Here is a 25,986-nt window from a genome sequence, read left to right as displayed (position 1 = left end):
TCTATTGAAGAACTTATTTAAAATTAAAGGCATAATTGACTCAAGTACTTCACTTGCAAAAAACTTATGAAAAAGAACAATACGACAATCTCTTCAGAAACCCAACAACAAGCGATGCAGGTCGCTAAATCTACCCAAAAACCAGGGCAAACCAAAGAGCAAACCAAGCTAATTGCGTTGGGAATAGAAAAGGGTATCGCAGAATATAAAAAGCGTCAGAAGCAAAAAGCGCGTGAAGCCGACAAGCTCAAAAAACGCAGCCAAAAGCAGAAACAAAGCGTTGCTGAATCTGTGCCCAATGATGTAGCAGAGACAGAAACCCCATCCAACTCAAGTAAATTACCTTGGGTACTTTTAGTTGTCAGTTGGATAGGTTTTGTTGCTTATGTTGCGCTTACGACTGCGTAGCGTATCAAGACAGGTGAGAGCGGATTTCGGTGGTATTGCCAGCCACCCATTGCTGATCTAGCGGACCCCAATCAGACACTTGATAATAGCCATCATTGTGGCGACAACCATCCTGAACAAATTTCAATGAGATGCCGATCCCCGGCAGAGCCTTCAGGACGTCTTGAATTGTGCGACGAGGCCAACCTGTGCATTCTATGAGTTTGGGAACATTTGGACGCTCCATGCTTGCAACCAAATGAGCTAAATATAAACGACGAGCAAAAACAGGATTCAATTCCATTGATACCTCCTACAACTGTTTTCACCAATTATTGCCAATATCGGAGATAACGACTTGAGTCTGATCAAACAACTTTGACTCTTTATGCGCTTTTGTGAATTTTTTTACACAATTCATCGCTTATGTGCGCTACTTCAAACCGAGTTAGGGATACAAGATGTTGGATTAGTTTGGTAGGATTCAAGTATCGATAAACGCACTAAGGACAGATCATGAGCGTAATCATGTATGGTATCCCAAACTGTGACACCATAAAAAAAGCCAAGAAATGGCTTCAAGAACATCAAATAGAATTCACCTTTCACGACTACCGTAAGCAAGGCATCACTACCGAAATGGTGAGTGAGTTTTGTGACTTTTTTGGTTGGGAACAAGTTCTCAATAAACGCGGCACAACTTACAGACAACTGTCTGACGAACAAAAACAAACCCTAGACCGCGACAATGCCATTGCCCTTTTGCTTGAGCATCCAGCCATGATCAAACGCCCTATCATACGCATCGGCGATCTTCTGCATATTGGCTTTAAAGCCGACCAATACGACAACATTTTTCATATTTAAGGAATTAGGATGAACTCAAGTCCTGTTTTAGACTTGGCTATCGACTTGATGAGCCGTAAATCCGTCACACCAGAAGATGCTGGCTGCCAACCTCTAATGATTGAGCGCCTTAAAGCGCTCGGCTTTGAAATTGAGGTAATGCATTTCGAAGATACTCTCAATCTTTGGGCTCGTAAGGGCTCAGAAGCCCCTTTATTTGCCTTCGCAGGACATACAGATGTAGTACCAGCAGGCAACCTCAATGACTGGCACACGCCTCCCTTTGAGCCAACAATAAAAGATGGCTACCTGTACGGTCGCGGTGCAGCAGATATGAAGGGTTCACTGGCCTCCATGGTTGTTGCGGTAGAGCGCTTTATCGCGGAAAATCCTAATCATAAAGGCTCTATCGCCTTCTTGATCACTTCAGACGAAGAAGGGCCTTTCATTAACGGGACAACTCGAGTCGTTGACACCCTTGTCGCTCGTGATGAAATCATTGATATGTGCATTGTTGGTGAACCATCGAGTACAACTAAGGTGGGTGATGTTGTTAAAAACGGTCGCCGCGGTTCATTTACTGGTGAACTCACCGTTAAAGGCATCCAAGGTCACGTAGCCTACCCTCATATTGCGAAGAACCCAATTCACCATGCGCTTCCTGCATTGACCGAGTTAAGCCAAATAGAATGGGACAACGGCAACGAGTTCTTCCCGCCTACGAGTTTCCAATTTCCAAACCTTAATGGTGGCACCGGCGCAAGCAACGTCATTCCAGGCGAATTACACGCGATGTTCAACCTAAGATACAGCACTGAGATCCATCATGAGCAGATCAAAGAGCGTGTCTATGAGGTGCTAAACAAATATGATTTTGACTATGATCTGAAGTGGACGCTAAATGGCGAACCATTCCTAACCGATACCGGTGATCTGTTGACCGCTGTGGTTGATGCTGTCGCTCAAGTTAATGGTGTAGAACCTCAACTACTGACTACTGGTGGCACTTCAGACGGTCGATTCATTGCCAAGATGGGAACCCAGGTGATTGAACTAGGTCCAGTGAACGCAACCATTCACAAGGTGAACGAGTGCGTTAAAGCGGAAGACTTAGATCTACTGGCCGACATGTATCAAAACGTTCTAGTTAATCTACTAGGTCAATAATATGCAAATGACTAGCGACTGGAATCAACAGCAGCTTACCGGACTGAGCCAATCACACCTTACGACTCTTGGTATCAACGAGCGTAATGTATTGGTACATAGGGATGTGGCATCGCCGCTTCTTTCGCTAGTCGCTCTCGCCAAACAAGCGGGGTTCGAGGTTGCAGTAGCCAGCGGTTATCGCGACTTTGAAAGGCAGCGCCTAATATGGAACAACAAGTATCTAGGGCTGAGACCGATTCTGGATAGTGAGGGGAAGGTGCTTGATGCCAAGACGCTCTCTATTGAGGAACGCATTCATGCTATCTTGCGCTGGTCTGCACTTCCCGGAGCAAGCCGCCACCATTGGGGCAGTGATTTTGATTTATACGCGCACAATCTTCTGCCTTCAGAAACCAAGCTGCAACTAGAGCCATGGGAATACTTAGAGGGGCATCAAGCGCCGTTTTATCAGTGGTTGCTTAGTAACGCACAACAGCTGGGCTTCTTTTTCCCCTATTCAAAAGATAAAGGCGGCGTAGCAGTCGAGCCCTGGCACCTTAGCCACCAGCTCACGTCTAATATTGCCTTAAAGCAATTGACTCAAAGCATGCTTGCTAAAACTCTAACGCAAAGCCCAATAGAGGGAAGCGACGAGGTATTAAAGCACCTCGATAGCATCTACACTCAATACATTACCAACATTTCAACTACGTAGGACATCTCACGCATGTTTTTAGATTTACTGTTCAATCCTTGGGTAATCATTGCCATCGTGGTTAGCGTTGTTGTCGGTAATATTGCAGCACTTAAATACACTGCAAATATGAAGGTAGGTACTATGTCTAGAGATCAGAAAGACGATATTGAACGACTCAAAGAGTTAGATGAAGAGCGTCAAAAAAAGCTCAACAAGCACTTAAAAGAGAAAAGCCCTGGTCAATCGAATGACGATGGTGAGAGTGGTGGAGAATAGCGCTTCTTCATGAACAAAAAAAAGGAGCTATCACACTGTGATGCTCCTTTTTAATTTTCAGTATCTAAACTTAGTTCGACTCTGATTCTTTTGGTTCAGTACTTTGCTGCATCATAGTCGCTAATACTGGAATCATCTCTTCTAGCATAGGCTCTGTAACAGGCTTACCAGAAGCGTCGGTAATGTTAATCGAGGTTCGGTTACCTAAATCACCCAATAAGAATGTGTAAGTCTCTGAGTTGTAACTCAGTGGCTTAGTCCCCACACTTTCCCAGAATTCGTCAGTTGGTGGCGCGAACGAGGCCTTAATTTCACCTTGTGATTGATTTCGATCTTCAATACTAAAGCCCATAATTGGCAACAGTTCTGGAATGCGCTGCCAGAAGGCATCATAAGGTGCACGAGCAATAATAATAGGTAGACCACTGCGATCTTTACCCATGCTTAGAGGAATGACTTTAACGAGCTCTAAAGCTTGTTTTGCCGCTTCTTCACGTACCACTTGATCGTAACGAGACATTACCAAGTTAGTCATTAAGGTATTGTATCGTTCTTTATTGGTATAGCTTACCTCTTGCTCTTGACGGCCTTCTTTCCAGGCGATCAAGCTAATACGGAAGCCATAGCGAGCGTTTTGCTCAAATCGTTCGATAAGGTAGCGGCTGCTGAGGGTTTCTTCCTCGTCTTCCTCTTCCCAAACGATCCAGTCGGTTTCGATACTATCGTCAGTCGATTCTTTAAGCTTGATATCGCGCGTAGACATCATGTCTTGCGCCGTCTGCCAAACTTTGTCGCGTTCATCTTCTGTTAGCAGCCATAGAGTAATAACCCCATCACGCTGTTCTGTTCGTGCACCTGGGATAAGCTCAAGAACTTGCTGAGGCGGTCTAATATCGACTTCCCTGCCAGTACCACCAACGTACTCACCTTGAGGGATCTGATAATTCGGATACTCTTCAAGCTGCTGATCTGGGGCTGAGACAAGTACATCAAGAGGCTTTACGTCTAGATATTTAAAGTCGTCCTTTGCTTGACGACGTTCTGCTGCACTACCTGCACAACCACTTAAAATAGCGACAGCCAGTGAACTAAGCACTAGCTGATTAACAAACTTCATTAAAACTCCTGACTCTTCACGCCTTTTTGAAGGCGTGAATCGTAGATAATAGATTTAGCTGATATTGGCTTGTGCCAATGCTGCCTTAACCACTTCTTGGCCGGCTTCTGACAACGGCGTCATCGGTAAACGTAGTCCGCCATTCTCAATCAAATGTAACTCATGGGCAGCCCACTTCACTGGGATTGGGCTCGACTCAACAAACAGTCCAGTGTGCAGACCCATCAAACGTTGGTTGATGATTTCCGCTTCTGCATAGTTATTTTGCTCAGCTAGTTTAAACATATCTGCCATATCGCGTGCAGCAATGTTATTGGTCACAGAGATAACACCGTGTCCACCTAGTTTAACGAAATCTAAGCCCGTGGCGTCATCTCCACTTAGTAAGATAAAGTCTTCGCCACAAAGTTCCCTGTGTTTTTCAACACGAGAGAGATCGCCTGTGGCATCTTTAACGGCAACAATGTTGTCAATCTTAGCCAAGCGTGCAACGGTTTCCGGTTTCATATCAACACCGGTACGACCAGGAACATTGTACAAAATGATAGGCACAGCACTTACTTTAGCGATGGCTTTGAAATGCTGATATAAGCCTTCTTGAGTAGGCTTATTGTAATATGGCGTGACACTTAAACAACCTGCGATACCAGAATTGTTAAGTAAACGACTAAAAGTGATCGCTTCGTGAGTAGCGTTTGCTCCAGTACCGGCAATTACAGGAATGCGCCCATCAGCAAATTCAACTACCTTACTAACGACCTTCACATGTTCTTCAACGGTAAGCGTTGCCGACTCACCTGTAGTACCCACTGCAACGATCGCAGAGGTGCCAGCATCAATATGATACTCAACCAAGTTCTTGAGGCTTTGGTAATCCACTTCACCATCGATATTGAAAGGCGTTAATAAAGCAACGATACTTCCTGAAAACATGATTCACTCCCTAAATTTCATTGATATCGCATGGTACTTGATAGAGATTAGATAACACAAGTGGATAAAGGCTTAGCCGTGAATTATTTACCATTTATTTGCATACAGTTTGACCCTATCGACCTTCAAAAAACGGCAGATGTTAATCATGTTAGATTTTCTAACATTTACCAACACAACAACAATTGTTTCCGTGTATGCTAATAAGATTATTGTCAGTGCAAGGATCACACTATGGCGCAGCACCTAGTCATTACTGCCGTCGGTACAGACCGTCCAGGTATTGGCAACAAAATCATTCAGTTAGTCTCAGATCTTGGCTGTAACATCATTGACAGCAGAATAGCCTTGTTCGGTAACGATTTTACCTTAATCATGTTGATATCAGGCACAGCATCGCAGGTCACCCGTGTGGAGCATTCTCTGCCACAGCTTGGTCAAGAACATGATCTTATCACTATTGTTAAACGTACATCACCTCACACAGAAATAGCGCAAGGCTTTACTCTAGAGGCGAATATTCAAGCAACAGACAAGATTGGTCTTACTGAGCAAATCACCCACTTTTTTGCAGATAGAGATATAGGTATTAGCTCTTTGAGTGCGCGTACGTTAAGTAAAGAAAAAACAGCGCAAGATGAAGACCAATTCCAGATAACTCTTTCCGCATCTTTATCAGATGAGTACAACTTGATGCAACTGCAAGAAGACTTCGCTTCTCTTTGTGATTCTCTCAGCGTCAAGGGCACTCTTAACTTCATTAACAACGGATAATGTTTAAGGAAATTCAATGCAAACATTAACGGCTGGCACTCCAGCACCAGATGTCTCACTTTTAGATCAAGACGGGAACACAGTTTCTTTAAAAGATCTTAAAGGACAAAAGGTTTTATTCTACTTCTACCCTAAAGCAATGACCCCTGGCTGCACAGTTCAAGCACAAGGGTTGCGTGACGTTAAAGCGGAACTGGATGCTCACAACGTGTTAGTTCTCGGTGTCAGCATCGATCCTGTTAAGCGCCTAGGAAAATTCATCGAACGTGACAGCCTCAACTTTACTTTACTGTCAGACGAGGACCACTCAGCAGCAGAGGCCTTTGGTGTGTGGGGCGAAAAGAAATTTATGGGTAAGGTCTACGATGGTCTGCACCGTATTAGCTTCCTAATCAACGAGGAAGGCGTCATCGAGCACGTGTTTAATAAGTTTAAAACCAAAACCCACCATGAGGTGGTGCTGGATTACTTAAACCAAGCCTAAGAACAAAAAGCCAGTCTCAATAGACTGGCTTTCTTTTATCTCAACTTATTGATTTGTTTGTTTTATTCAACAGCATCTAAGTTAGGGTGATTAAAGGCATTCACTACTGCTTTTACTAGTGTCGCCAAAGGTATTGCAAAGAAGATCCCCCAGAATCCCCATAGCCCCCCAAACACCAATACCGAGATAATAATCGCTACCGGGTGTAGGTTTACCGCCTCTGAAAACAGCACCGGAACAAGTACGTTACCATCGAGAGCCTGAATAATGCCGTAAGCGATCAACAAGTAGTAAAATTGTGGCGTTAACCCCCACTGGAACAAGCCAACGATTGCAATTGGCACCGTCACTGCTGCTGCACCAATATACGGAATCAATACTGATAGACCTACCGCGACTGCAAGCAACGCTGAGTAGCGCAAATCAAGGAGCACAAAGGTCACGTAACTGACACCGCCAACAATCAAAATCTCTAATACCTTACCTCGAATGTAATTTGAGATTTGGTCGTTCATTTCATGCCATACCTGATAGGCAAGATTACGGTTTTGCGGAAGGATCCCACCCAGCATGCTTAGCATTTCTTCTTTGTCTTTCAATAAGAAGAAAATTAACAGCGGTACCAAAATTAGATAAACGCCGATTGTTGCCAGGCTAACTAGAGATGCTAATGACCCCTTAACTATGCTCTCACCAAGACCAACGAACTTATTCTTCATATCAGCAAACACAAACTCTACATTGGTCACTGTAGCAAGCTCTGGATAGCGCTCAGGTATACTATTAATGTAGTTCTGTAGTTCGAGGTACATATTGGGTACATCATTCATTAGATTGCCAATCTGTTGCCAAATGGTTGGGACAACGCCAATAAAGGCAATCAAGACCAGGCCAACAAACATGAGCAAGACTAATATCACCGCGAAGGTGCGAGGGATCCCCATCCTAATCAACTGGACAACGGGCCATTCTAGAAGATATGCCAAAACAATAGCCACCAGCAAAGGTGCTATAAGATGGCCGAAGAAATAGATGGTAATGAAACCAAATAAGATGATCGCAACAAGGCTAACAGCATGAGGGTCTGAGAATCGGCGTTTATACCATTGCTTCATCATATCAAGCATGGGGTCTACTCTTTAGTTATGGTTAAGTAATAATAGTGAGGGGTTTTCCTCACATCCACGAGCATGTCGTGACGTAAAAAATAGGCCTGCATATCATTTACAGAACTCAGTTCCGCCACCAAAAAGGTAAGGCTCTGAGATGTTTTGAGGTCCCTGCTGGCACGTTTTGCCAGTAACAAGCTCATTGGGCATCGCTCATCAGTAAGATCAATGACTTTCATCGACATAATAAAGCGACTTCTGTTTATTCTAAATACGTCTATTGTAAATCTTTTTTAGTTCAAAACCACTATTATCCCGTGCTAACCTAGTGTACAAATTGTTAATAGCTCTCGTTAATACGCTTTCCAAGAAACCAAATGGAAATTGCAGAGTCTACAGTTGTATACCTCTTCAAGAACGGAACAGGACCTGACGTCAGAAAAACAATGAATGCCTCTATTTTAAAACGTGCACCCTCAGTGTTAGCAATACTTTTGGGCGCTACGTTGAGCCTTAGCTCGTCCAGTTTAGCCAATACCTCAGATTTACCTGATATAGGGACAACTGCGGGCGGTACCTTGACCATAGATCAAGAGCGAAACTATGGCGATGCCTATATGCGTATTCTTAGGGCAAGCCAACCTGTCATCAATGATCCCGTTTTATCTGAGTATGTATCAAGCTTAGGATATCGCCTTGTCGCTAATGCAGAAGACGTAAAGACCCCATTTGAGTTTTTCTTGATACGAGACCGAAACATTAACGCGTTTGCCTTTTTTGGTGGACACGTTGCCATCCATACAGGACTGTTCTTACACGCTAACTCAGAGGGCGAGCTCGCGTCGGTAGTGGCGCACGAAATCGCCCACGTTACCCAACGTCACTTAGCTCGTCGTATGGAAGACCAAGCTAGAAAGAATCCAGTAACGTTAGCCGCTCTTGCCGGCTCTATTTTGCTGGCAATTGCAGCACCTGAAGCGGGTATCGCCGCGCTGACGGCAACCCAAGCTGGCGCGATGCAAAGCGCAATCAACTACACACGAAGCAACGAAAAAGAAGCAGACCGTGTTGGCATGAATACCCTAATCAAAGCGGGTTATGACCCCCATGCTATGCCTAGCTTTTTTGGCCGTCTAGCCGATCAATATCGTTACGCTAGTACGCCGCCACCGATGCTACTGACTCACCCATTGCCAGAAGATCGTATTACCGACTCTCGAGCTAGAGCGGATGCCTACCCTATCAGCCCAGCCGCTCCCGCTATAGAATTTCATATGGCTAAGGCACGCGTAGTGGCTCGATATGTGGGTATTAGCAGTGATGGCGCAATGGACTGGTTAGTAAGAAAAGAAAAAACAGCGTCTAAAACTATCAAGCCCGCTTACGAGTATGGTAAGGCTTTGGTTTATCTCGATACCAAGCAACTAGACAAGGCTGAAGAGTTATTACTCGCGCTACAAGCACAGTTTCCACACAGCAACTTTGTGCTAGATGCGTTATCAGATCTCAATATTGAGAAGAAAACCCCTGAAAAAGCAGAAGCAATTCTCGAAGACGCACTCAAGACCAAGCCTCGTAATCCCGTGCTGCAGATCAACTTAGCCAATGTCATGATTGAAGCTGATAAGAATGAGCAAGCGATTCGAATGCTACAAAGATACACGCACGATAATCCGCAAGATACTAACGGCTGGCACCTACTCAGTAAGGCGCATGCAAACTTAAGCGATTCAGCAAATGAGTTAGCTGCAAGGGGTGAGCTTTACGCCCTAAATGCCAACTGGAATCGAGCAATCCAAAGCTTTACCCAAGCAGCTCAGTTATCTGAACTAGGAAGCCTTCAACAAGCGCGCTTTGATGCACGTATTGACCAACTTTTACAACAACGCGACCAATTTATGGCGCTACAAAATTAGAAAAGGAAACTTCATGTCTGTTGTCATTTATCACAACCCTCGCTGCTCTAAGAGCAGAGAAACACTTGCACTATTAGAAGAAAATGGCGTTACTCCAGAGGTTGTGCTTTATCTAGATGCTGATTTAAACCTTGAAACGCTACAAGGCCTATATGCTCAGCTTGGCCTGCCTAACGTACGTGCAATGATGCGCACCAAGGAAGCGATTTATAAAGAGCTGAATCTTGGTGATGAAGCACTAACAGAGCAAGAGCTATTTAACGCTATGCTTGAAAACCGCAAGCTTATCGAGCGCCCAATCGTGATTGCGAATGGCAAGGCTCGACACGGTCGTCCGCCTCAGCAGGTTCTAGAGATCCTATAATGCCAACCACATCCCCAGCTGAAATGGCGCCAAACACAAGATTATGGTTACGAGTAGCTCAAACAGGGCACTTTGCGCTTTTAGCTTGGGTTATACTTTGGCATAGCCTAATATCTCCGCCACTGGAATTTAGCCCGTGGTTTTTGACCATTGCTTGGGCGTTGCCTTTGCTCTTTCCCATTAAAGGGATATTACAGCAAAAGCCCTATACTTTTGCTTGGGCAAACTTCGTGCTTCTGCTCTATTTCCTACACTCGCTCACCTTGGTCTATGTTGATGAAGGCGAAAGAATGCTAGCTATTGTCGAAGTGCTATTAACCAGTATCGCGTTTATCGGTAATACACTGTATAGCCGATTGCGAGGAAGAGAATTGGGATTAAAACTCAAGAAGCTTTCTGAATATAAACAAGAAGAACAAGAGCGTTTTGGTCGCTAGCTTCCAGTTAAAATCGCAGAACAAGGCCCTATCAATTGCTAGGGCCTTTTATCAGAAGGTCTAGTAGGCAACTAGGCTAACTACCCAGCAGTTGGCTCGTAGCTAAACTCTTCAAAGTCAGCATGACAACCAAATCCACTGATATCAGCGCAGTGAAGCCCTACAAAGGCGCCCGTAAAGAAGCCTCTTCCATCAATGTAGTCATCTGACAAACGCCAAGCATCAAGCACTAAAGATAGCGTTTGCCACACCTTACCATCAAATGAGTAACTGTATTGATAAGTCAGACCCTCGACATTCACGCTAAACCAAATGCTGCGTACATCATCTGGGATCTCTATGGATTCATCATCATAGAAATGAAAACTTGCCGCTTGTTTGTCTACTTGCATCACTCGTATGCAGCGGCGCATACGCTCCTCATCAAACTCAACCGCTAAGTAAGTCCAATTACTGGTGTTGTAGTAACAGCATAAGCCCGCTGACTGCTGGAAGTTTGTCGGATCAAACTCAAGCTTGGTTGAAGCAATAAAATCATGGTGACGCCAACGAGTCGCTACCGTTGACTGTTCAAATGTCGACAGCAAACTATCATTGCCACGTAAGCGCAAATACCCCTGCCTTTCATACAAACTCCCCATAGATTCGGTAAAGGGAACCCTTAGCGTTTGCCAATGGCCCTGCAAAGACTCTGCAGAGAAATCGTCATACACAGACTCACTCTCGGCAGGAGATACCGCGGTAAGATTCAATGCGGGTATTTCTAGTTTCGCATGCTTTCCACCTACTACGGCTGGCCAGCCATCTTTCCATTCAATACGGTCAATGCCCGTTTCTCTTCCTAGAGAGCATGCACCTCGTCCCCACCTTGCCAGCCTTGGTCTACCCGCAAATTTTAACGGGCGGCTCACTAGGTAAGTAATGAACCATTCTCCATCTGGGGTTTCGACCAAGGAACCATGACCTGCTTTTTGCAGTGGGTTATCTGGAGTATGCCATGTGGATAGTAATGCTCCGTGCGGAGAAACCTCGTACGGTCCCATTAGGTGTTTAGAGCGAGCCACAGTCACATGGTGTTCAAAGCTTGTGCCGCCCTCTGCGGTAAGAAGGTAGTAGTAACCATCTTTCTTATACAGGTGAGGTGCTTCTGTGTACTTTAGGTTCGTACCACCGAATATGGATTGCCTATCACTAACTAATTTTCGTGATGCCACATCGTACTCTTGCACCACTATCTCATTGATGGGGTCGCTATGATTTCTTGGCCCCCAAGTACGATAAACGTAATACTTTTTACCATCATCAGCATGGAATAATGAAGGGTCAAAGCCACCATTTCCCATAGGAATTGGATCACTCCATGGGCCCTCTATCTGTTCGGCTATGACTAAGTAATTGCGACCATTTTTCCAAGGTGCATCTATCACTTTCACATCGGTGTAAAGTAGCCAAAACTTACCGTCAGCATAGCTCAGCGCCGGAGCCCAGATACCACCGGAATCAGGGTTGCCTTTCATGTCTAGTTTTTCAACGGTATCCAAAGGCATGGAAGCCAACTTCCAGTTTTTTAAATCCTTAGAGTGAAATATCCGAACACCCGGAAACCACTCAAAAGTTGAAGTTGCAATGTAGTAGTCCTCTCCCGCACGACAAACACATGGATCAGGATGAAAACCTTTAATAATTGGATTACTAATCATTTCGAATTCTCTTCTCTCAGAATCATTAAGTTACCGGTAACAATTGGTACTTATAATATTCTGTGTAAGAAAATTTTGATGGGATTGCGGTTAGATAAGAAAAAAAACAGAAGTGGGAAGTAAAAAAACGAAACAATCAGAGATTGACGATGAAGGTTCAAAAATCAATTCCCTGAATGAGAACTGCCTTGAGCAAGAAAAAAGCCAGTAGCAAGGCTACTGGCTTATCAAAAAACGCATTATTATCGGTTTATTCTAAGACTGCCATTCATACATCAGTATTTCAGGTTGAGGCTCCACGGACTCTTCGTCCATAGGCTTCGCTTCTTCAGAGGCTTGTGTCCCTGTGCTCTCAACAGATGTCGATTCAGCACCTGACTGTGGTGCATCTAAAGTCGATTCAATCTGTGATTCAGTAGCAGGCTCTACAGCAACTTCAACCTTACTTACCTTGTTGCTACGTAGAAGCTGTCGCTCAAAGTCCGCTTTATCAGTAATAAGGTTCACACGAAAATCAACCGAGCCACCCATTACATGCATAAGTTCGACTGACGCTACGCTTGGTAGGTTTTCTAGCATACGCTCAATATTAAAGAATGACTGGGCTTCAGCTACTCCGTTAAAGTTCACAACCACAGAAGATGCAATCTCTCCACTGGCCTTTGCCGAACTCTTTTGAGCGTAGTAGCGACCAAGATCGGCAACAAATGTCTCTGTCACTTGCTTGTTTGTGCCCGAGGCTTCGCCTGTTACTGGAGATAAAGATGCATCAGCAATGAACTGAGGCTTGTCATCATATAACGTCCAGCGCAGATTCTGTTGGCTACCGTTTCGTGTAATACCCGCAACAACCACAGCATCTACTTCATAACGACGGCTGCTGTCGGAAATCTGCTTGGTAAAGTTACCCCACACCTCAGTAGGCTGAATGCTAGTTACATCATCAATATCACCCACAGGAACCGTAATCGGTAGGCCCTTTTGAGCAGCAACGTATCTTAGGTTTTCAATAGAGGTTCTTTGAGATTGCTCCCAGCTAATGGTGCGATCATACCCATTATCTTCAACAACCCATACTAGCAAACGAGCTCGCTCATCAGGCCAATAAGGCAAGTCAGCTTGAGCAAGCAAAGCTTGAATTTGTTTAGGGTTGAAAGACATTTTTAGGGTTGGCTGTCCATCTTTTTCAGACGGAGTAATCGTTGAAAGAAAGCGGCTACTTTGAGTAATGGCTTTCTTTACTACCTCATTATCCAAAGAGGCAGCGTCACCGGTTGCTCGAACGATAACATCTCTCATGCCTTCGCGACGAGCCAACTCTTCACCGCTATATCTTGCATCTTCCTTCTGTTCAATCACCACAGCTTCGGTATCAAACACATTGACCTTAGTGACTGCAAACGCAGAAAAAGACGTTAACGCCGCTAGCATACAAGCCAAAAATCGCATAAATAACTCAATAATATGAAGTAGTTAGAAAATAATAAGCAAAGATTTCAAAACCAACAAGTAGAGCCACTAGAAAGCACCCTACTCGCGTTGGCTTATTGGGTATTATTTAGTACCGAAGATCTTGTCGCCTGCGTCGCCTAGACCAGGAACAATGTAACCCTTGTCATTCAGGCACTCATCGATCGCAGCTGTGTAGAGCTCGATATCTGGGTGAGCTTTTTCAAGCGCTTCAATACCTTCAGGGGCTGCTACAAGCACAAGTGCTTTAACTGTCTTACAACCTTGTTCTTTTAGAAGGTCGATGGTTGCAATCATAGAACCACCCGTTGCCAGCATAGGGTCAACAACAAGCGCAATTCGCTCATCAATGCATGACGCTAGCTTATTGAAGTATGGAACAGGCTCAAGGGTTTCTTCATCGCGGTAAACACCAACGACACTAATCTTTGCGCTAGGTACGTGCTCTAACACGCCATCCATCATGCCAAGACCAGCACGCAAAATTGGTACTACAGTAACTTTTTTACCTTTAATTTGGTCAATTTCAACTGGGCCATCCCATCCATTGATCGTCACGCGCTCAGTTTCAAAGTCTGCTGTAGCTTCGTATGTTAGTAGGCTACCTACTTCTGTAGCTAACTCTCTAAAACGCTTTGTGCTAATGTCCCCTTCGCGCATCAAACCCAGCTTATGTTTCACAAGAGGGTGTTTTACCTCAACGACTTTCATGCCTTTCTCCAGTCTAAAATCAACAAACCTATGAATTATATACCCAAACGACACCAAGTTACGAGTCACTCTGCCCTCAAGGCACAATTAAAGAGCGCGATTTACGACTATCAAAATTTTGAGCCAGTAGATCTATGTAAATGCTCCCTCTAATTGCAAAAATAATCACCATCTAGGGGCTCAAATCAACAACAATCAGAAATAACCGCGCAAACGTTTGCTATTGTCGATTATCCCTTGTTAGAATAGCGCCGATTTTTCTTCCCTAACTTTTCTAAACGAGGAATTTCCCGTGAGTAGTAACAAGGCTTCTCTTAGCTACAAAGATGCTGGTGTAGATATTGACGCTGGCAACGCACTGGTTGACAAAATTAAGGGTGCAGTAAAGCGCACACGTCGTCCAGAGGTCATGGGTGGCATTGGTGGCTTTGGCGCATTATGCGAACTGCCAACCAAATACAAGCAACCAGTACTGGTTTCGGGTACAGACGGTGTTGGCACTAAATTACGCCTTGCACTAGATATGAAAAAGCACGACACCATCGGCATCGATTTAGTTGCTATGTGTGTGAACGATCTTATCGTTCAGGGTGCTGAGCCTCTATTTTTCCTAGATTACTACGCGACAGGGAAGCTCGACGTAGACACTGCTGCTGATGTAGTTGCTGGTATTGCTGAAGGCTGTGTTCAGTCTGGCTGTGCACTTATCGGTGGTGAAACTGCAGAAATGCCAGGTATGTACGAAGGTGACGACTACGATGTTGCTGGATTCTGTGTTGGTGTTGTAGAAAAAGAAGACATCATCGATGGCACTAAAGTTGCTGCGGGTGATGCTTTGATTGCTGTAGGTTCAAGTGGTCCACACTCAAACGGTTACTCTCTAGTTCGTAAGATTCTTGAGGTTTCTAATGCAGATCTAAACCAAGATCTTGAAGGCAAGCCACTAGGCGAACACCTACTAGAACCAACAAAGATCTACATCAAATCAGCACTTAAAATGATCGAGAAGCATGACATCCACGCTATCTCTCATATTACAGGTGGTGGTTTCTGGGAAAACATCCCACGCGTTCTTCCAGAAGGTACTAAAGCGGTTATTGATGGTAACAGCTGGAACTGGCCTACTATCTTCAACTGGCTTCAAGAGAACGGTAACGTTACTACGCACGAGATGTACCGCACATTCAACTGTGGCGTTGGTCTAATCGTTGCTCTACCTCAAGATCAAGCGCAGCAAGCTGTAGCTCTTCTTAATGAAGAAGGCGAAAACGCTTGGGTTATTGGTCAAATCGCTGAAGCAAATGGCGAAGAAGAGCAAGTAGAGATCCGTTAATCATGACTAGAATCGTCGTCCTTGTCTCTGGAAACGGAAGTAACCTTCAGGCCATTATTGATGCCTGTGCTAATGGTGACATTCAAGGTCAAGTCTGTGCTGTCTTTAGTAATAAAGAAGAGGCCTACGGCCTTGAACGCGCAAGAACAGCGGCGATTCCAGCCCATGCTTTATCTCACAAGAACTTTGCTGACCGCCTAAGTTTTGATTTGGCTCTGATGAAGCAAATCGACGAGTACCAACCAGATTTGGTGGTACTCGCTGGCTACATGAGAATTCTCAGTGACGAGTTTGTTGAGCACTACCTAGGTAAGATGATCAACATTCACCCTTCACTGCTTCCTAAGTATCCAGGGCTTAACACCCACCAGCGAGCTATAGATGCCGGAGATTCAGAGCACGGTAGCACCGTTCACTTTGTCACTCCTGAACTCGATAGTGGCCCGATTGTTGGACAAGTTAAAGTTGCTATCACAGCTAGTGATGATGCCGAAAGCCTAATGGCTAAGGTGCAAAAAGCAGAACATCAGCTATATCCTGACATAGTTCGGAAGATAGTTTCTGGTGAGATAAGCTGGAATAATTAACAACTAGAAAGCAGCCTTGCAGCTGCTTTTTTTATGTCCAAACAAAATGGGCTGACGATAAAGGCACGGTTACCGTGCCTTTATTTATTGCTCTAGTGCTTGTGTGGGCGCCTGACTTGCAGGCTTTGCTGCCGCATAAGCGACATCAACTAGTAAATCTGAGTTACCAGCAATCACCTCGCCGTTTTGAAACAGCGTAAACTCGCCGGGCTTCAATCTGTGCCAAGTTTCGTTGTCGGTGAGAGGCTGAGTTGCAATCACTGACACGACATCGTTTGGTGTCGTTTCTTCCTGGAAGTTGATGGTTACATCTTCGTCGATAAGAGTTGCCTTACCAAAAGGAGCGCGCCGAGTGATGTAGTAAAGATGGTTGGTGCAATACGCCATCACATACTCACCATCACTAAGCAGCATATTAAACACGCCAAATTCTCTTAAGCTATCGCATAGTGTAACCATATAAGCAAACACGGGCTGCATATCTTGAGGAGGCTCAGGGAAGCGCTCTTCTAATTTATGCATTATCCAGCAAAAAGAAAGTTCACTGTCTGTCTTTCCTACAGGGCGGTGACGACCAGTGTGCATCTCATGGTAATCAGACAATTGACCATTATGCGCAAACGTCCAATACCTACCCCACAGTTCGCGAGTAAATGGGTGGGTATTTTCTAGATTCACAGCGCCACGGTTTGCCTGTCTAATATGACTGACTACAGCACAACTCTTAATCGGATAGCTTTGTACCAGCTCTGCTATCTTTGAATCGCAGCTAGGGTTAGGATCTTTAAAGGTACGAAAACCCTTTCCTTCATAGAAAGTAATCCCCCAGCCATCGGTGTGAGGCCCAGTGTTCCCCCCACGCTGAATCAAGCCAGTAAAACTAAAACAGATATCTGTTGGCACATTAGCGCTCATGCCAAGCAGTTCACACATAGGAATCTCCTGCTAATAGATCTCAGTGTCCTTACTGAGTTTCCATCTCTTTTTCAATTAATTGAATGATGATATGGATGATCTTGATATGTATCTCTTGTATACGATCCGCATAGCCAAAATGCGGCACTCGCACTTCAACATCGGCTGTACCCGCCATTTGCCCACCGTCTTTACCGGTCAAAGCAATGGTTTTCATTCCCTTTGCTTTCGCAGCTTCAATAGCCCTTAATATGTTGGCTGAGTTACCTGACGTAGATAGCCCGAACAACACATCACCCTTCTGGCCTACAGCTTCTACATAACGAGAAAAAACGGCCTCATAACCGAAGTCGTTGCTCACACATGACAGGTGGCTAGGATCAGAAATTGCGATACCAGGGTATCCAGGTCTGTCCTCTCGGTATCGTCCTGTTAACTCTTCTGCAAAGTGCATCGCATCACAGTGAGAGCCACCGTTACCACAAGACAAAACCTTACCGCCAAGCTTAAATGAATCCGCAATGGTTTTTGCAGCTTTCTCTATCTGAGCAATATTCTCATCATCCGATAGAAATGCCTCTAATACTGTAGCTGCTTCATTTAATTCACCCTTAATAAGGTCATGATACATGGCAGATCTCTCCTGATTAATAACGCCATTGTTATAGCAACGAATGTAACAAGAAAAGTTTAGCAGTGTCGAGACTCTTACTCGCAGATTTCCAACTCAATAGGCTCAATGACTACTATTTCGCCGACAAATCACTTTTGATACCGCTCGCGACTCAACTCACAAAACCCCACCAATAATGCTTTACAAATAATTAACATTTGCGATACTAATTTGAACTGGTTAGACCTCTTACCTATTATTAAGAGGTATCACTGCTCAATGGAGATGCTTATTACATGGAAATACTTGTTGCTCTACTTACCCTTACCGTGGTGTCAGGCACCTGTCTGTATCACCGCACATCACTATTTTCGGGGTTTCTAGCCAATACGTCAGCCTTGGTTATATGTTCTCTCCTATCTGGTTTCTCCTTCATTGCTTGGGCGATTTTACTGTCTGTCACAGCCTTTATGATATTTGATGAGTGGCGTCAGAATGCCGTCACCAAAAAGGTTTTAGCCTCATTCAAGAGCATGTTGCCACCCATGTCTCAAACCGAAAAAGAGGCACTTGATGCTGGTACAACGTGGTGGGAAGCGGAGCTATTTCAAGGCAAGCCAAACTGGCAGTTTCTAAAAGACATTCCAAAATCTGAGCTTTCTGCAGAAGAAAAAGCCTTCCTCGATGGGCCAGTTAACGAACTCTGCTCAATGATCAATGACTATCAGATAACTCATGAAATGGCAGATATGCCACCCGAAGTATGGCAATACCTGAAAGACCATAAGTTCTTTGCCATGATCATCAAGAAGAAATATGGCGGTCTTGAATTTTCAGCCTACGCTCAGGCGCTGGTGTTACAAAGACTGGCGGGAACATCCATAGTGGTCGCCTCTACCGTTGGTGTCCCTAACTCTCTTGGTCCTGGTGAGCTACTGCAAATGTACGGTACCAAGGAGCAACAAGACCATTACCTACCAAGACTTGCAATGGGCAAAGAGATCCCTTGTTTTGCCCTTACCAGTCCCGAAGCAGGTTCAGATGCTGGCGCCATTCCGGATTTTGGCGTTGTATGTGAAGGTGAATGGCAGGGTAAGAAAGTACTGGGTATGCGCCTCACTTGGAACAAACGCTACATCACGCTAGCCCCTGTGGCCACCGTACTGGGTTTAGCCTTTAAACTGAGAGACCCTGATGGCCTACTGGGTGACAAGGAAGACCTAGGTATCACCTGCGCCCTGATCCCAACTAATCTTGAGGGCGTTAAAATTGGTCGCAGGCACTTCCCATTAAACATTCCTTTCCAAAACGGTCCTACTCAGGCTGAGGACTTGTTTGTCCCTCTAGACTTCATCATTGGTGGACAAGAGATGGCAGGCCAAGGCTGGAAGATGCTAGTGGAATGTTTATCGGTAGGACGCGCGATTACTTTACCTTCAACCAATACTGGTGGCATCAAGACCAATGCTCTCGCTATTGGGGCGTATGCTCGTATTCGCCGCCAATTTAAACAGCCTATTGGCCGAATGGAAGGGATTGAAGAGCCACTCGCTAGAATTGCTGGCAGTGCGTACTTGCTCGAAGGGGCTAACCTACTGACTATGGGAGCGATTGATAATGGTGCCAAGCCCTCTGTTATCTCTGCCATCGTTAAATATCACTGTACACACCTAGGTCAAAGAGCGTCGATTGATGCCATGGACATCGCCGGTGGTAAGGGTGTAATGCTCGGCCCTTCCAACTTCTTAGGTCGCGCCTATCAAGGTGCACCTATATCAATAACCGTGGAAGGCGCAAACATACTGACTCGCTCATTGATGATCTATGGGCAAGGTGCTATTCGCTGTCACCCTTATATCCTTAAAGAAATGGAAATGGCCTATTCTGATGCTCCCAATGCATTGGCTCAGTTTGATAAAGCGTTATTCAGCCATGTCGGATTTGCTATGAGCAACTTATCTCGTAGTTTAGTGTTTGGGGTTACTGATGGTTATGGCTCTGACGCACCGACTAACGATGAAACCAAACGCTACTATCAACAGCTTAACCGTTACAGTGCTAACCTCGCGTTTCTTTCTGATATCTCTATGGCGTTCCTTGGAGGCTCCTTAAAGCGTAAAGAGCGTCTATCTGCACGCTTAGCCGATATGCTTGGACAGCTTTATCTATGCTCTGCCATGCTCAAGCGCTTTGAGTTAGATGGAAGCCCTAAGGAAGACTTAGCACTGGTACATTGGACCGCTCAAGATAGCTTATTTAAGATTGAGTCCGCAATGCATGACTTCTTAGTCAACTTCCCAGTGAAATGGATAGGCCTTAAGCTTCGCGTGCTATTAATGCCGATTGGGCGTGTGCGTAAAGCGCCTTCAGACGTATTGGATAGCGAGGTAGCTAAAATTCTGCAAACACCGAGCGCTACTCGCTCTCGACTTGGACGTAACCAATACCTAGAGCCATCAAAGTACTGTGTTCAAGGTCAATTAGAGCTAGCTCTAACCGTAGTCTTGCAGGCTGAACCTATCTTCGACAAGGTGTGTAAAGCCCTTGAGCAGCGTAAGTCTTTCACGCGACTAGATCTTATTGCTAAGCAAGGACTCGAAGCCAATATGATCAGTCAAGAAGAGGCTGAGATATTAATAGAAGCAGAGCAACATCGACTTCGCAGTATCAATGTCGATGACTTTGACCCACAAGAACTGCCAGCTAACTCAATAAAGCAACAGCAGGTCCTAAGCGAAACTGAAGCCTAGTGCTAAAAAAACAAAAGCCCTGCGACCGATGTAATCGCAGGGCTTCTTTGATCTAAGTGTTTATTACCAGCTTGGCTCGCCAGAAAGAAGCGTCAGCCTTTCAGCGTGGGCTGCAAGCTCATCATCACTAGCTTTAATCACCCTCAAAGGGGCTCTTCCCGACGCGACGCGTTGAATGCTATCTCCACCAGCGTCTCCACCGCTATCACCACCAAACTGAATCGCCGTCTGTCCACCCGTCATAAACAAGAACACATCCGCCAATATCTCGGCATCGAGCAAAGCGCCGTGCAATACACGCGCTGAAATATCGATGGTGAAGTGCTTAGCTAACGAATCGAGGTTTTTACGCGCTGGCATGTTCGGCATGCGCTTTGCCATCGCCAAGGAGTCAGTAATTTTGCAGTAGTCTTCCGTCTTACCGATAGATGGGTCTAGCTTACTAAATTCATAGTCCATAAAGCCGACATCGAAGGGTGCGTTATGAGCTACCAGCTCAGCCCCATCGATAAACGCCAAGAACTCTTTATGAATATCTTTGTATTCTGGTTTATCACGCAAAAATTCATCAGTAATACCGTGAACCGCAATCGCATCTGGCTGAATCTCACGGTCTGGCTTGATGTATACGTGGAAGTGGCGCCCCGTTAACTTACGGTTCACGATCTCTACAGCACCGATCTCAATGATTCGGTGACCAAGGTAGGTAGGACCGCCTTCACGGTTCATACCTGTGGTTTCTGTATCGAGCACCACTATGCGGCGCGAATTGTTACTAGTATTCATAATTAAAACTGTGTCAGACTAATAGGAAGGCCTCTATACAGACAATCATATCAAATCATGAATAAACAGGTTGAGATTTTCACAGATGGATCTTGCTTAGGCAATCCAGGTCCAGGTGGCTATGGCATCGTCATGCGCTACAAAGAGCACGAAAAACAGATAGCCAAAGGCTTCACACTGACGACCAACAACCGTATGGAAATGATGGCAGCCGTTGAAGGGCTTAAACTTCTCAAGGAGCCATGTCAGGTAGTACTTACCACTGATAGCCAATATGTACGTCAGGGAATTACTCAGTGGATTCACAACTGGAAGAAACGTGGCTGGAAAACAGCGGACAAAAAGCCTGTTAAAAATGCAGATTTATGGCAAGCACTGGACAAAGAAAACCAGCGCCACCAAGTCGAATGGAAATGGGTAAAAGGTCATGCTGGGCACAGAGAAAACGAAATTTGTGACGAGATTGCCCGCCTAGCCGCAGAAACCCCTACCGATGAAGATACAGGGTATCAGCCTTCTTAAGTCATTAGGCTTCAGGCTTAACCCGGCAATTTAGCCTCACTGGAGAAAGGCGTCGTTTCAGTTTCCAGTGGGGTTTGATTGGTTTAAGTGGGTACGTTCTCTTGCGAGCCACGATAAAGTATTGACTGCAAAACGGCGTGCTCCAACCCCCTATCCCATTCTCTATCCAAGTCCATATCGCACGTTGCTTTTTCGATGGTATCAATCCATAGCTATCCATGTGCACCACTTGATAATTCAGTACACTGAGCCAATCCTGAACTCGATACGGCGTAAACATTCGCCCGCTCCAAGGCAGGTTCTTCTTGCGCCATGGCATCAAGCTATTCAGCCCAGATAAACTAATGGGATTAAAGCCTGTCAGTATTAGATAACCATCATCAATCATCACACGGTCTACCTCTCGCAATAAGCGGTGCGGATCCAAGCAATAATCTAGTTGATGCGCCATCAGAACAACGTCTATGCTCTTCTCTAGGAAGGGTAAATCATAAGCGTCGGCTACGATGCTATGAATTGGGTTTACTATATCTAGGTTGATTTGATGCTGAATGTTACAGTTGCAACTGGTAATCTCACAACTTAGTCCACCAAGCTTAAGCATATGATAGCCAAATAATTTTGGGCACCACTCATCCAAACGCATTTGAATCGCATCGCGTACCCAAACATGTTTAGGCAAGTCGTCCCAAGAATGGGGCTGAGTTATTTTCCGTGATATCCGAGCTGGTCGCATTCAGCAGTCATCCGTACAGAAACAATAGGAATATCTTAATGTTAGTCGTAAAAAGCATACCCGCATTTAATGATAATTACATCTGGCTTATTCACAATACGCAAGGACAGTGTGCGGTTGTTGATCCCGGTGATGCTACTCCAGTGTTGTCTTACCTGAAAGAACACCAACTAGAACTCACTACGATCTTAGTCACCCATCATCATGCTGACCATATTGGCGGAGTATCGGAACTCAAGCGTGCCTTCCCTGACACCATGATCGTAGGCCCTAAAAATGACGCTGTAGCAGGCCTAACACACTCGGTTGATGCAGGGCAGCAACTAGACCTATTTGGCGAGCGTTTCTTAGTCCTAGGCTTGCCTGGACATACTCTAGGGCACGTAGGTTACGTAGGTGATGGCAAACTCTTCTGTGGTGATGTGCTTTTCTCTGCCGGTTGTGGCCGCGTGTTTGAGGGAACACCTGCCCAAATGTGGCAATCTCTACAAAAATTGGCGGCTCTACCCGTAGAAACTGAAGTTTACAGTGCTCATGAATACACCTCGAGTAACCTCTCATTTGCAATGGCGATTGAACCCGGTAATCCACAGTTACAAATTTACAGAGAAAAAGTAAATCAGCTTAGAGCTCACCAAAAACCAACATTACCGACTACTATTGAACAGGAAAAATGGATTAACCCTTTTTTGAGGGTAGAAATCCCAGAGGTTGTCAATTCTGTGTCACATCGTACAAGTGATCTTAGCCCTGAAGGCGTGTTTACCGCACTTCGTAAATGGAAAGATAGCTTCTAATTCAGTACACTCAACCCCAATTTTGGAATCATACCAACCTAGTTCGTTGTACTTGAAGTTAAAGAATCAACAGCTCTACATTTAGGTTGGTATTACATAGCACGAAGGCTTTTTGAATGAAATTGAAATACAGTTGGATATTGGCTCTGCTACTTGCAGGCTGTCAGGCACCACAACAGCCCACAGAGAAGGATGTCTCAGAGCTCCCTCCAACAACAGAAGAAAGCCAACCTGAAGATACACTACCAAGTGATGCAGTTAAACAACCAACTGATGAGGTCGAGAAAGCATCTGAGCTAACCGCTCAACAGCAGCAAGACCTTTGGAAGCGTATTGGGATGCAACTTGAGTTGCCAGTGGCGGACAATAAAAAAGTCGCCTATTACCGCGATTGGTACATCAAACACCCTAGCCACCTAAGAACCGTATCTAAAAGAGCTGAACCCTTCCTACATCTGATCGTAGAAAAAATTGAAGAAAAAGATCTTCCTATGGAGCTGGCTTTGTTGCCTGTCGTAGAAAGTTCTTACGATGCATTTGCTTACTCACACGGCAGTGCTTCAGGGTTATGGCAGTTCATTCCTGGTACCGGTAAATGGTATGGCCTTGAACAAAACTACTGGTATGACGGTCGTAGAGACGTAGTGGCTTCTACTGATGCTGCATTGAAGTATCTCAGTGACCTCAACGAACGTTTTGACGGCAACTGGAATCATGCTATTGCTGCTTATAACAGTGGCGGAGGACGCGTTAGCAGCGCGATACGTAAAAATCGTCGCTTGAATAAACCAACTGATTTTTTCTCTCTTGAGTTACCACAAGAGACCAGTGCATATGTACCTAAACTCATGGCAATTGCCGATATCGTAGCAAATCAGGAAAAGTATGGCGTTGATATCCCTGCGATCGCCAATAAGCCCGTACTGGTTGAAGTTGACCCGAAAGAGCAGCTTGATCTAGGTATTGCCGCGCAATATGCCGGAATACCAGTGAAGGAGCTTCAGAGCTACAACCCAGCTTACAATCAATGGGCTACTGCTCCTGAAGGGCCACAAAAATTATTGATCCCTGAAGCGCAACAAGAACAATTCTTAGCCAAGGTTGAAGAGAATCGTGGTAAAGGTGTCAAACTGGTTCGCTACAAAATTCAGTCCGGTGATAGTTTAGGTGTTATTGCTCAAAAACATAACACCACCATAAAGGTCATTCAAAATGCCAACGGCATGTCAGACTCGAATATTAGAGCTGGGCGTTACTTATTGATTCCAACCTCTACCCAGTCAGACAGTACCTATGCCTTGAGTGCGGACAACCGTTTAAAGCAAACTCAATCTCGTAATCGAGGTGACTACAAGGTCTCTCATACAGTGAAGTCAGGTGAGAGTTTCTGGAGCATAGCTAAGAACCACAATGTCTCTGTGCAATCATTGGCAAAATGGAATGGTATGGCACCTAAAGACACGCTGCGTGTTGGTCAGAACCTGGTGGTATGGAAGCAAGGTGAACAAGGTGCTGTAATGCGCACCGTTTACTACAGCGTCCGCAGTGGTGACAGCATTAGTACGATTGCCAACCGATTTAAAGTGCGCTCTAGCGACGTGATCAAATGGAACAACCTGAATACATCAAGCTATCTACAGCCAGGACAAAAGCTCAAGCTATATGTCGATGTCACTAAGGTTAGCGTTTAATCTCTGCAATAGAAAAACTTGCTAGCATAGGGTTATGATCGGAGGCGTCACTAGTGGGCGCCTCAGCTTTTTTTAGATTTAAGCCGCGATAATAGATATGGTCTAGAACATGACCGCCCATGAACTCTGTTCGTTGATCGGGTTCAAATACTACTTCTTCAAGATTCGCCGACGACATAATCTGTGTCAGCTGTTCAAGCCTTGCATCACTCCACGTATTGAAGTCTCCGCCAAGAATGACAGGTCCATTATGTTGCTCAAGCTTACTTGCTAACAGTTTTAGCTGCTTTGAGTACGCCTCAGTGCCAAAAGTAAAGTTGATGCCATGCAGGTTACCTACCGCTAGCACTTCTCCATTAGACAGAGGATAAGTAGCAAATAACGCTGACTTAGGGATCTGTATCCATGGCTCAGCATCTAACTGTGCACAGGCACGAATAGGATAGACTTGGGTAATATTAAAAACGCCCGCACTCACATCAAATGACTCAAAGGCTTTCACTTGTTGTCCTACCCAGTTCAGTTGATATAGCCAAGCCTTAAATTCATCCGTAAAGCTGACTTCTTGCAGAAGCCCCAGTTGCTTTCCATTAAGTAGCTTGGTCAGTTCAGATTGCCAATCATCTTTGTTTTGCTTGTAGATATTCCAAACCAACACATCAATGCGCCCTTCATCATCAATGGCTTTACCACTTTGCTCAAAGGCCGTACATTGAAAGGCACTTTCTGCCTCTGTATCGGTTATTCCATCCGCCATAACCAAATGTTCGGAATCAGGTACGCTAATAGGAAATTCAATCGCAAGAACGGCTGTAGTTAAAAGCACGGCAATAACGGGAGCAAGCAGCCACCTTTTAGAGGGTGATGTCATAGTTGGAGATACCTA

The 25,986-nt window shown here is 45.0% G+C and carries 29 protein-coding genes; 16 read left to right on the top strand and 13 right to left on the bottom strand.

Annotated elements, in window-relative coordinates; translation table 11 throughout:
* Nucleotides 1–66: 66 nt before the first annotated feature.
* Nucleotides 67–408: a DUF2956 domain-containing protein gene (locus OCU46_RS03590; RefSeq protein ID WP_141269376.1), complete on the top strand. Its 342-nt coding sequence runs from the start codon at nucleotides 67–69 to the stop codon at nucleotides 406–408.
* 4 nt (nucleotides 409–412) lie between these two features.
* On the opposite strand, the gene OCU46_RS03585 is transcribed toward OCU46_RS03590, so the two are convergent.
* Complete coding sequence (locus tag OCU46_RS03585) at nucleotides 413–691, bottom strand: winged helix-turn-helix domain-containing protein (RefSeq protein WP_141269378.1); 279 nt, start codon at nucleotides 689–691, stop codon at nucleotides 413–415.
* 212 nt (nucleotides 692–903) lie between these two features.
* On the opposite strand from OCU46_RS03585, the gene OCU46_RS03580 reads away from it, so the two are divergent.
* Genes OCU46_RS03580 through OCU46_RS03565 form a run of 4 tightly spaced genes read left to right on the top strand, consistent with a single transcriptional unit; the run spans nucleotide 904 to nucleotide 3,355 of the window.
* On the top strand, nucleotides 904–1,254 hold the full coding sequence (locus OCU46_RS03580) for an ArsC family reductase (protein ID WP_141269380.1): 351 nt from the start codon (nucleotides 904–906) through the stop codon (nucleotides 1,252–1,254).
* A 9-nt stretch (nucleotides 1,255–1,263) separates the two neighbouring features.
* Nucleotides 1,264–2,400 (top strand): succinyl-diaminopimelate desuccinylase, encoded by a 1,137-nt coding sequence (dapE, locus tag OCU46_RS03575; RefSeq protein ID WP_141269382.1) that lies wholly within the window; start codon nucleotides 1,264–1,266, stop codon nucleotides 2,398–2,400.
* Nucleotide 2,401: 1 nt separating this feature from the next.
* Nucleotides 2,402–3,097, top strand: a complete 696-nt coding sequence (locus OCU46_RS03570) for a M15 family metallopeptidase (protein WP_141269383.1) — start codon at nucleotides 2,402–2,404, stop codon at nucleotides 3,095–3,097.
* Nucleotides 3,098–3,109: 12 nt separating this feature from the next.
* On the top strand, nucleotides 3,110–3,355 hold the full coding sequence (locus tag OCU46_RS03565) for a DUF2897 family protein (RefSeq protein WP_141269385.1): 246 nt from the start codon (nucleotides 3,110–3,112) through the stop codon (nucleotides 3,353–3,355).
* A gap of 70 nt (nucleotides 3,356–3,425) precedes the next feature.
* On the opposite strand, the gene bamC is transcribed toward OCU46_RS03565, so the two are convergent.
* Nucleotides 3,426–4,472: an outer membrane protein assembly factor BamC gene (bamC, locus tag OCU46_RS03560; RefSeq protein WP_141269387.1), complete on the bottom strand. Its 1,047-nt coding sequence runs from the start codon at nucleotides 4,470–4,472 to the stop codon at nucleotides 3,426–3,428.
* 54 nt (nucleotides 4,473–4,526) lie between these two features.
* Complete coding sequence (gene dapA / locus OCU46_RS03555; RefSeq protein ID WP_141269389.1) at nucleotides 4,527–5,405, bottom strand: 4-hydroxy-tetrahydrodipicolinate synthase; 879 nt, start codon at nucleotides 5,403–5,405, stop codon at nucleotides 4,527–4,529.
* A gap of 234 nt (nucleotides 5,406–5,639) precedes the next feature.
* Here dapA and OCU46_RS03550 point away from each other — a divergent pair, with 234 nt between their 5' ends.
* A complete protein-coding gene (locus OCU46_RS03550; RefSeq protein WP_141269391.1) occupies nucleotides 5,640–6,179 on the top strand; it encodes a glycine cleavage system transcriptional repressor in 540 nt (179 codons plus the stop codon).
* Nucleotides 6,180–6,195: 16 nt separating this feature from the next.
* Complete coding sequence (gene bcp / locus OCU46_RS03545) at nucleotides 6,196–6,663, top strand: thioredoxin-dependent thiol peroxidase (RefSeq protein WP_141269393.1); 468 nt, start codon at nucleotides 6,196–6,198, stop codon at nucleotides 6,661–6,663.
* A gap of 62 nt (nucleotides 6,664–6,725) precedes the next feature.
* Here the strand turns inward: bcp and OCU46_RS03540 are convergent, their stop codons facing one another.
* Both OCU46_RS03540 and OCU46_RS03535 read right to left on the bottom strand, forming a co-directional pair.
* Nucleotides 6,726–7,790 carry an AI-2E family transporter gene (locus OCU46_RS03540; RefSeq protein WP_141269395.1) on the bottom strand — a complete coding sequence of 355 codons (1,065 nt, stop codon included), beginning with the start codon at nucleotides 7,788–7,790 and terminating at the stop codon, nucleotides 6,726–6,728.
* A 5-nt stretch (nucleotides 7,791–7,795) separates the two neighbouring features.
* Nucleotides 7,796–8,011 (bottom strand): sulfurtransferase TusA family protein, encoded by a 216-nt coding sequence (locus tag OCU46_RS03535; protein ID WP_280176833.1) that lies wholly within the window; start codon nucleotides 8,009–8,011, stop codon nucleotides 7,796–7,798.
* 219 nt (nucleotides 8,012–8,230) lie between these two features.
* Here OCU46_RS03535 and bepA point away from each other — a divergent pair, with 219 nt between their 5' ends.
* From bepA to OCU46_RS03520, 3 genes are read left to right on the top strand one after another with little or no spacing between them, the layout of a single operon-like run.
* Complete coding sequence (gene bepA, locus OCU46_RS03530; RefSeq protein ID WP_167495340.1) at nucleotides 8,231–9,688, top strand: beta-barrel assembly-enhancing protease; 1,458 nt, start codon at nucleotides 8,231–8,233, stop codon at nucleotides 9,686–9,688.
* 13 nt (nucleotides 9,689–9,701) lie between these two features.
* Nucleotides 9,702–10,052: an arsenate reductase (glutaredoxin) gene (gene arsC, locus OCU46_RS03525; protein WP_141269401.1), complete on the top strand. Its 351-nt coding sequence runs from the start codon at nucleotides 9,702–9,704 to the stop codon at nucleotides 10,050–10,052.
* Nucleotides 10,052–10,489 carry a DUF2069 domain-containing protein gene (locus tag OCU46_RS03520; protein ID WP_141269403.1) on the top strand — a complete coding sequence of 146 codons (438 nt, stop codon included), beginning with the start codon at nucleotides 10,052–10,054 and terminating at the stop codon, nucleotides 10,487–10,489. Before arsC ends, OCU46_RS03520 begins: the two co-directional genes overlap by 1 nt.
* Nucleotides 10,490–10,569: 80 nt before the next feature.
* Here the strand turns inward: OCU46_RS03520 and OCU46_RS03515 are convergent, their stop codons facing one another.
* From OCU46_RS03515 to upp, 3 genes are all read right to left on the bottom strand, one after another.
* Nucleotides 10,570–12,189 carry a glycoside hydrolase family 43 protein gene (locus OCU46_RS03515; protein ID WP_141269405.1) on the bottom strand — a complete coding sequence of 540 codons (1,620 nt, stop codon included), beginning with the start codon at nucleotides 12,187–12,189 and terminating at the stop codon, nucleotides 10,570–10,572.
* Between the two features lie 255 nt (nucleotides 12,190–12,444).
* Complete coding sequence (locus tag OCU46_RS03510) at nucleotides 12,445–13,638, bottom strand: DUF2066 domain-containing protein (protein ID WP_141269406.1); 1,194 nt, start codon at nucleotides 13,636–13,638, stop codon at nucleotides 12,445–12,447.
* A 105-nt stretch (nucleotides 13,639–13,743) separates the two neighbouring features.
* Nucleotides 13,744–14,370, bottom strand: a complete 627-nt coding sequence (upp, locus tag OCU46_RS03505; protein ID WP_141269408.1) for a uracil phosphoribosyltransferase — start codon at nucleotides 14,368–14,370, stop codon at nucleotides 13,744–13,746.
* Between the two features lie 292 nt (nucleotides 14,371–14,662).
* Between upp and purM the strand changes: the two genes are divergently transcribed.
* Nucleotides 14,663–15,703 (top strand): phosphoribosylformylglycinamidine cyclo-ligase, encoded by a 1,041-nt coding sequence (gene purM, locus OCU46_RS03500; RefSeq protein WP_141269410.1) that lies wholly within the window; start codon nucleotides 14,663–14,665, stop codon nucleotides 15,701–15,703.
* Between the two features lie 2 nt (nucleotides 15,704–15,705).
* Nucleotides 15,706–16,290, top strand: a complete 585-nt coding sequence (purN, locus tag OCU46_RS03495) for a phosphoribosylglycinamide formyltransferase (RefSeq protein WP_141269412.1) — start codon at nucleotides 15,706–15,708, stop codon at nucleotides 16,288–16,290.
* Nucleotides 16,291–16,374: 84 nt separating this feature from the next.
* Here purN and OCU46_RS03490 read toward each other — a convergent pair whose 3' ends face one another.
* Both OCU46_RS03490 and lpcA read right to left on the bottom strand, forming a co-directional pair.
* Complete coding sequence (locus tag OCU46_RS03490; RefSeq protein ID WP_141269414.1) at nucleotides 16,375–17,223, bottom strand: class II glutamine amidotransferase; 849 nt, start codon at nucleotides 17,221–17,223, stop codon at nucleotides 16,375–16,377.
* 31 nt (nucleotides 17,224–17,254) lie between these two features.
* Complete coding sequence (lpcA, locus tag OCU46_RS03485; RefSeq protein WP_141269416.1) at nucleotides 17,255–17,836, bottom strand: D-sedoheptulose 7-phosphate isomerase; 582 nt, start codon at nucleotides 17,834–17,836, stop codon at nucleotides 17,255–17,257.
* 278 nt (nucleotides 17,837–18,114) lie between these two features.
* Between lpcA and fadE the strand changes: the two genes are divergently transcribed.
* On the top strand, nucleotides 18,115–20,568 hold the full coding sequence (fadE, locus tag OCU46_RS03480; protein ID WP_141269418.1) for an acyl-CoA dehydrogenase FadE: 2,454 nt from the start codon (nucleotides 18,115–18,117) through the stop codon (nucleotides 20,566–20,568).
* Nucleotides 20,569–20,631: 63 nt separating this feature from the next.
* Here the strand turns inward: fadE and dnaQ are convergent, their stop codons facing one another.
* Complete coding sequence (gene dnaQ, locus OCU46_RS03475; RefSeq protein WP_141269420.1) at nucleotides 20,632–21,354, bottom strand: DNA polymerase III subunit epsilon; 723 nt, start codon at nucleotides 21,352–21,354, stop codon at nucleotides 20,632–20,634.
* A 57-nt stretch (nucleotides 21,355–21,411) separates the two neighbouring features.
* On the opposite strand from dnaQ, the gene rnhA reads away from it, so the two are divergent.
* A complete protein-coding gene (rnhA, locus tag OCU46_RS03470) occupies nucleotides 21,412–21,876 on the top strand; it encodes a ribonuclease HI (protein ID WP_141269422.1) in 465 nt (154 codons plus the stop codon).
* 4 nt (nucleotides 21,877–21,880) lie between these two features.
* Here rnhA and OCU46_RS03465 read toward each other — a convergent pair whose 3' ends face one another.
* Nucleotides 21,881–22,612, bottom strand: a complete 732-nt coding sequence (locus tag OCU46_RS03465; protein ID WP_141269424.1) for a class I SAM-dependent methyltransferase — start codon at nucleotides 22,610–22,612, stop codon at nucleotides 21,881–21,883.
* Between the two features lie 38 nt (nucleotides 22,613–22,650).
* Between OCU46_RS03465 and gloB the strand changes: the two genes are divergently transcribed.
* Both gloB and OCU46_RS03455 read left to right on the top strand, forming a co-directional pair.
* On the top strand, nucleotides 22,651–23,409 hold the full coding sequence (gene gloB / locus OCU46_RS03460) for a hydroxyacylglutathione hydrolase (RefSeq protein ID WP_141269426.1): 759 nt from the start codon (nucleotides 22,651–22,653) through the stop codon (nucleotides 23,407–23,409).
* A 116-nt stretch (nucleotides 23,410–23,525) separates the two neighbouring features.
* A complete protein-coding gene (locus OCU46_RS03455; protein ID WP_141269428.1) occupies nucleotides 23,526–25,100 on the top strand; it encodes a LysM peptidoglycan-binding domain-containing protein in 1,575 nt (524 codons plus the stop codon).
* On the opposite strand, the gene OCU46_RS03450 is transcribed toward OCU46_RS03455, so the two are convergent.
* Nucleotides 25,090–25,971: an endonuclease/exonuclease/phosphatase family protein gene (locus OCU46_RS03450; protein ID WP_141269430.1), complete on the bottom strand. Its 882-nt coding sequence runs from the start codon at nucleotides 25,969–25,971 to the stop codon at nucleotides 25,090–25,092. The two genes, OCU46_RS03455 and OCU46_RS03450, sit on opposite strands and share 11 nt — an antisense overlap.
* Between the last annotated feature and the right edge of the window lie 15 nt (nucleotides 25,972–25,986).

The organism is Vibrio comitans (assembly GCA_024346835.1).
GTDB classification, from domain to species: Bacteria; Pseudomonadota; Gammaproteobacteria; order Enterobacterales; family Vibrionaceae; genus Vibrio; species Vibrio comitans.
Note: the sequence above shows the minus strand (reverse complement) of the source record. Positions and strands in the feature narration are given on the sequence as shown.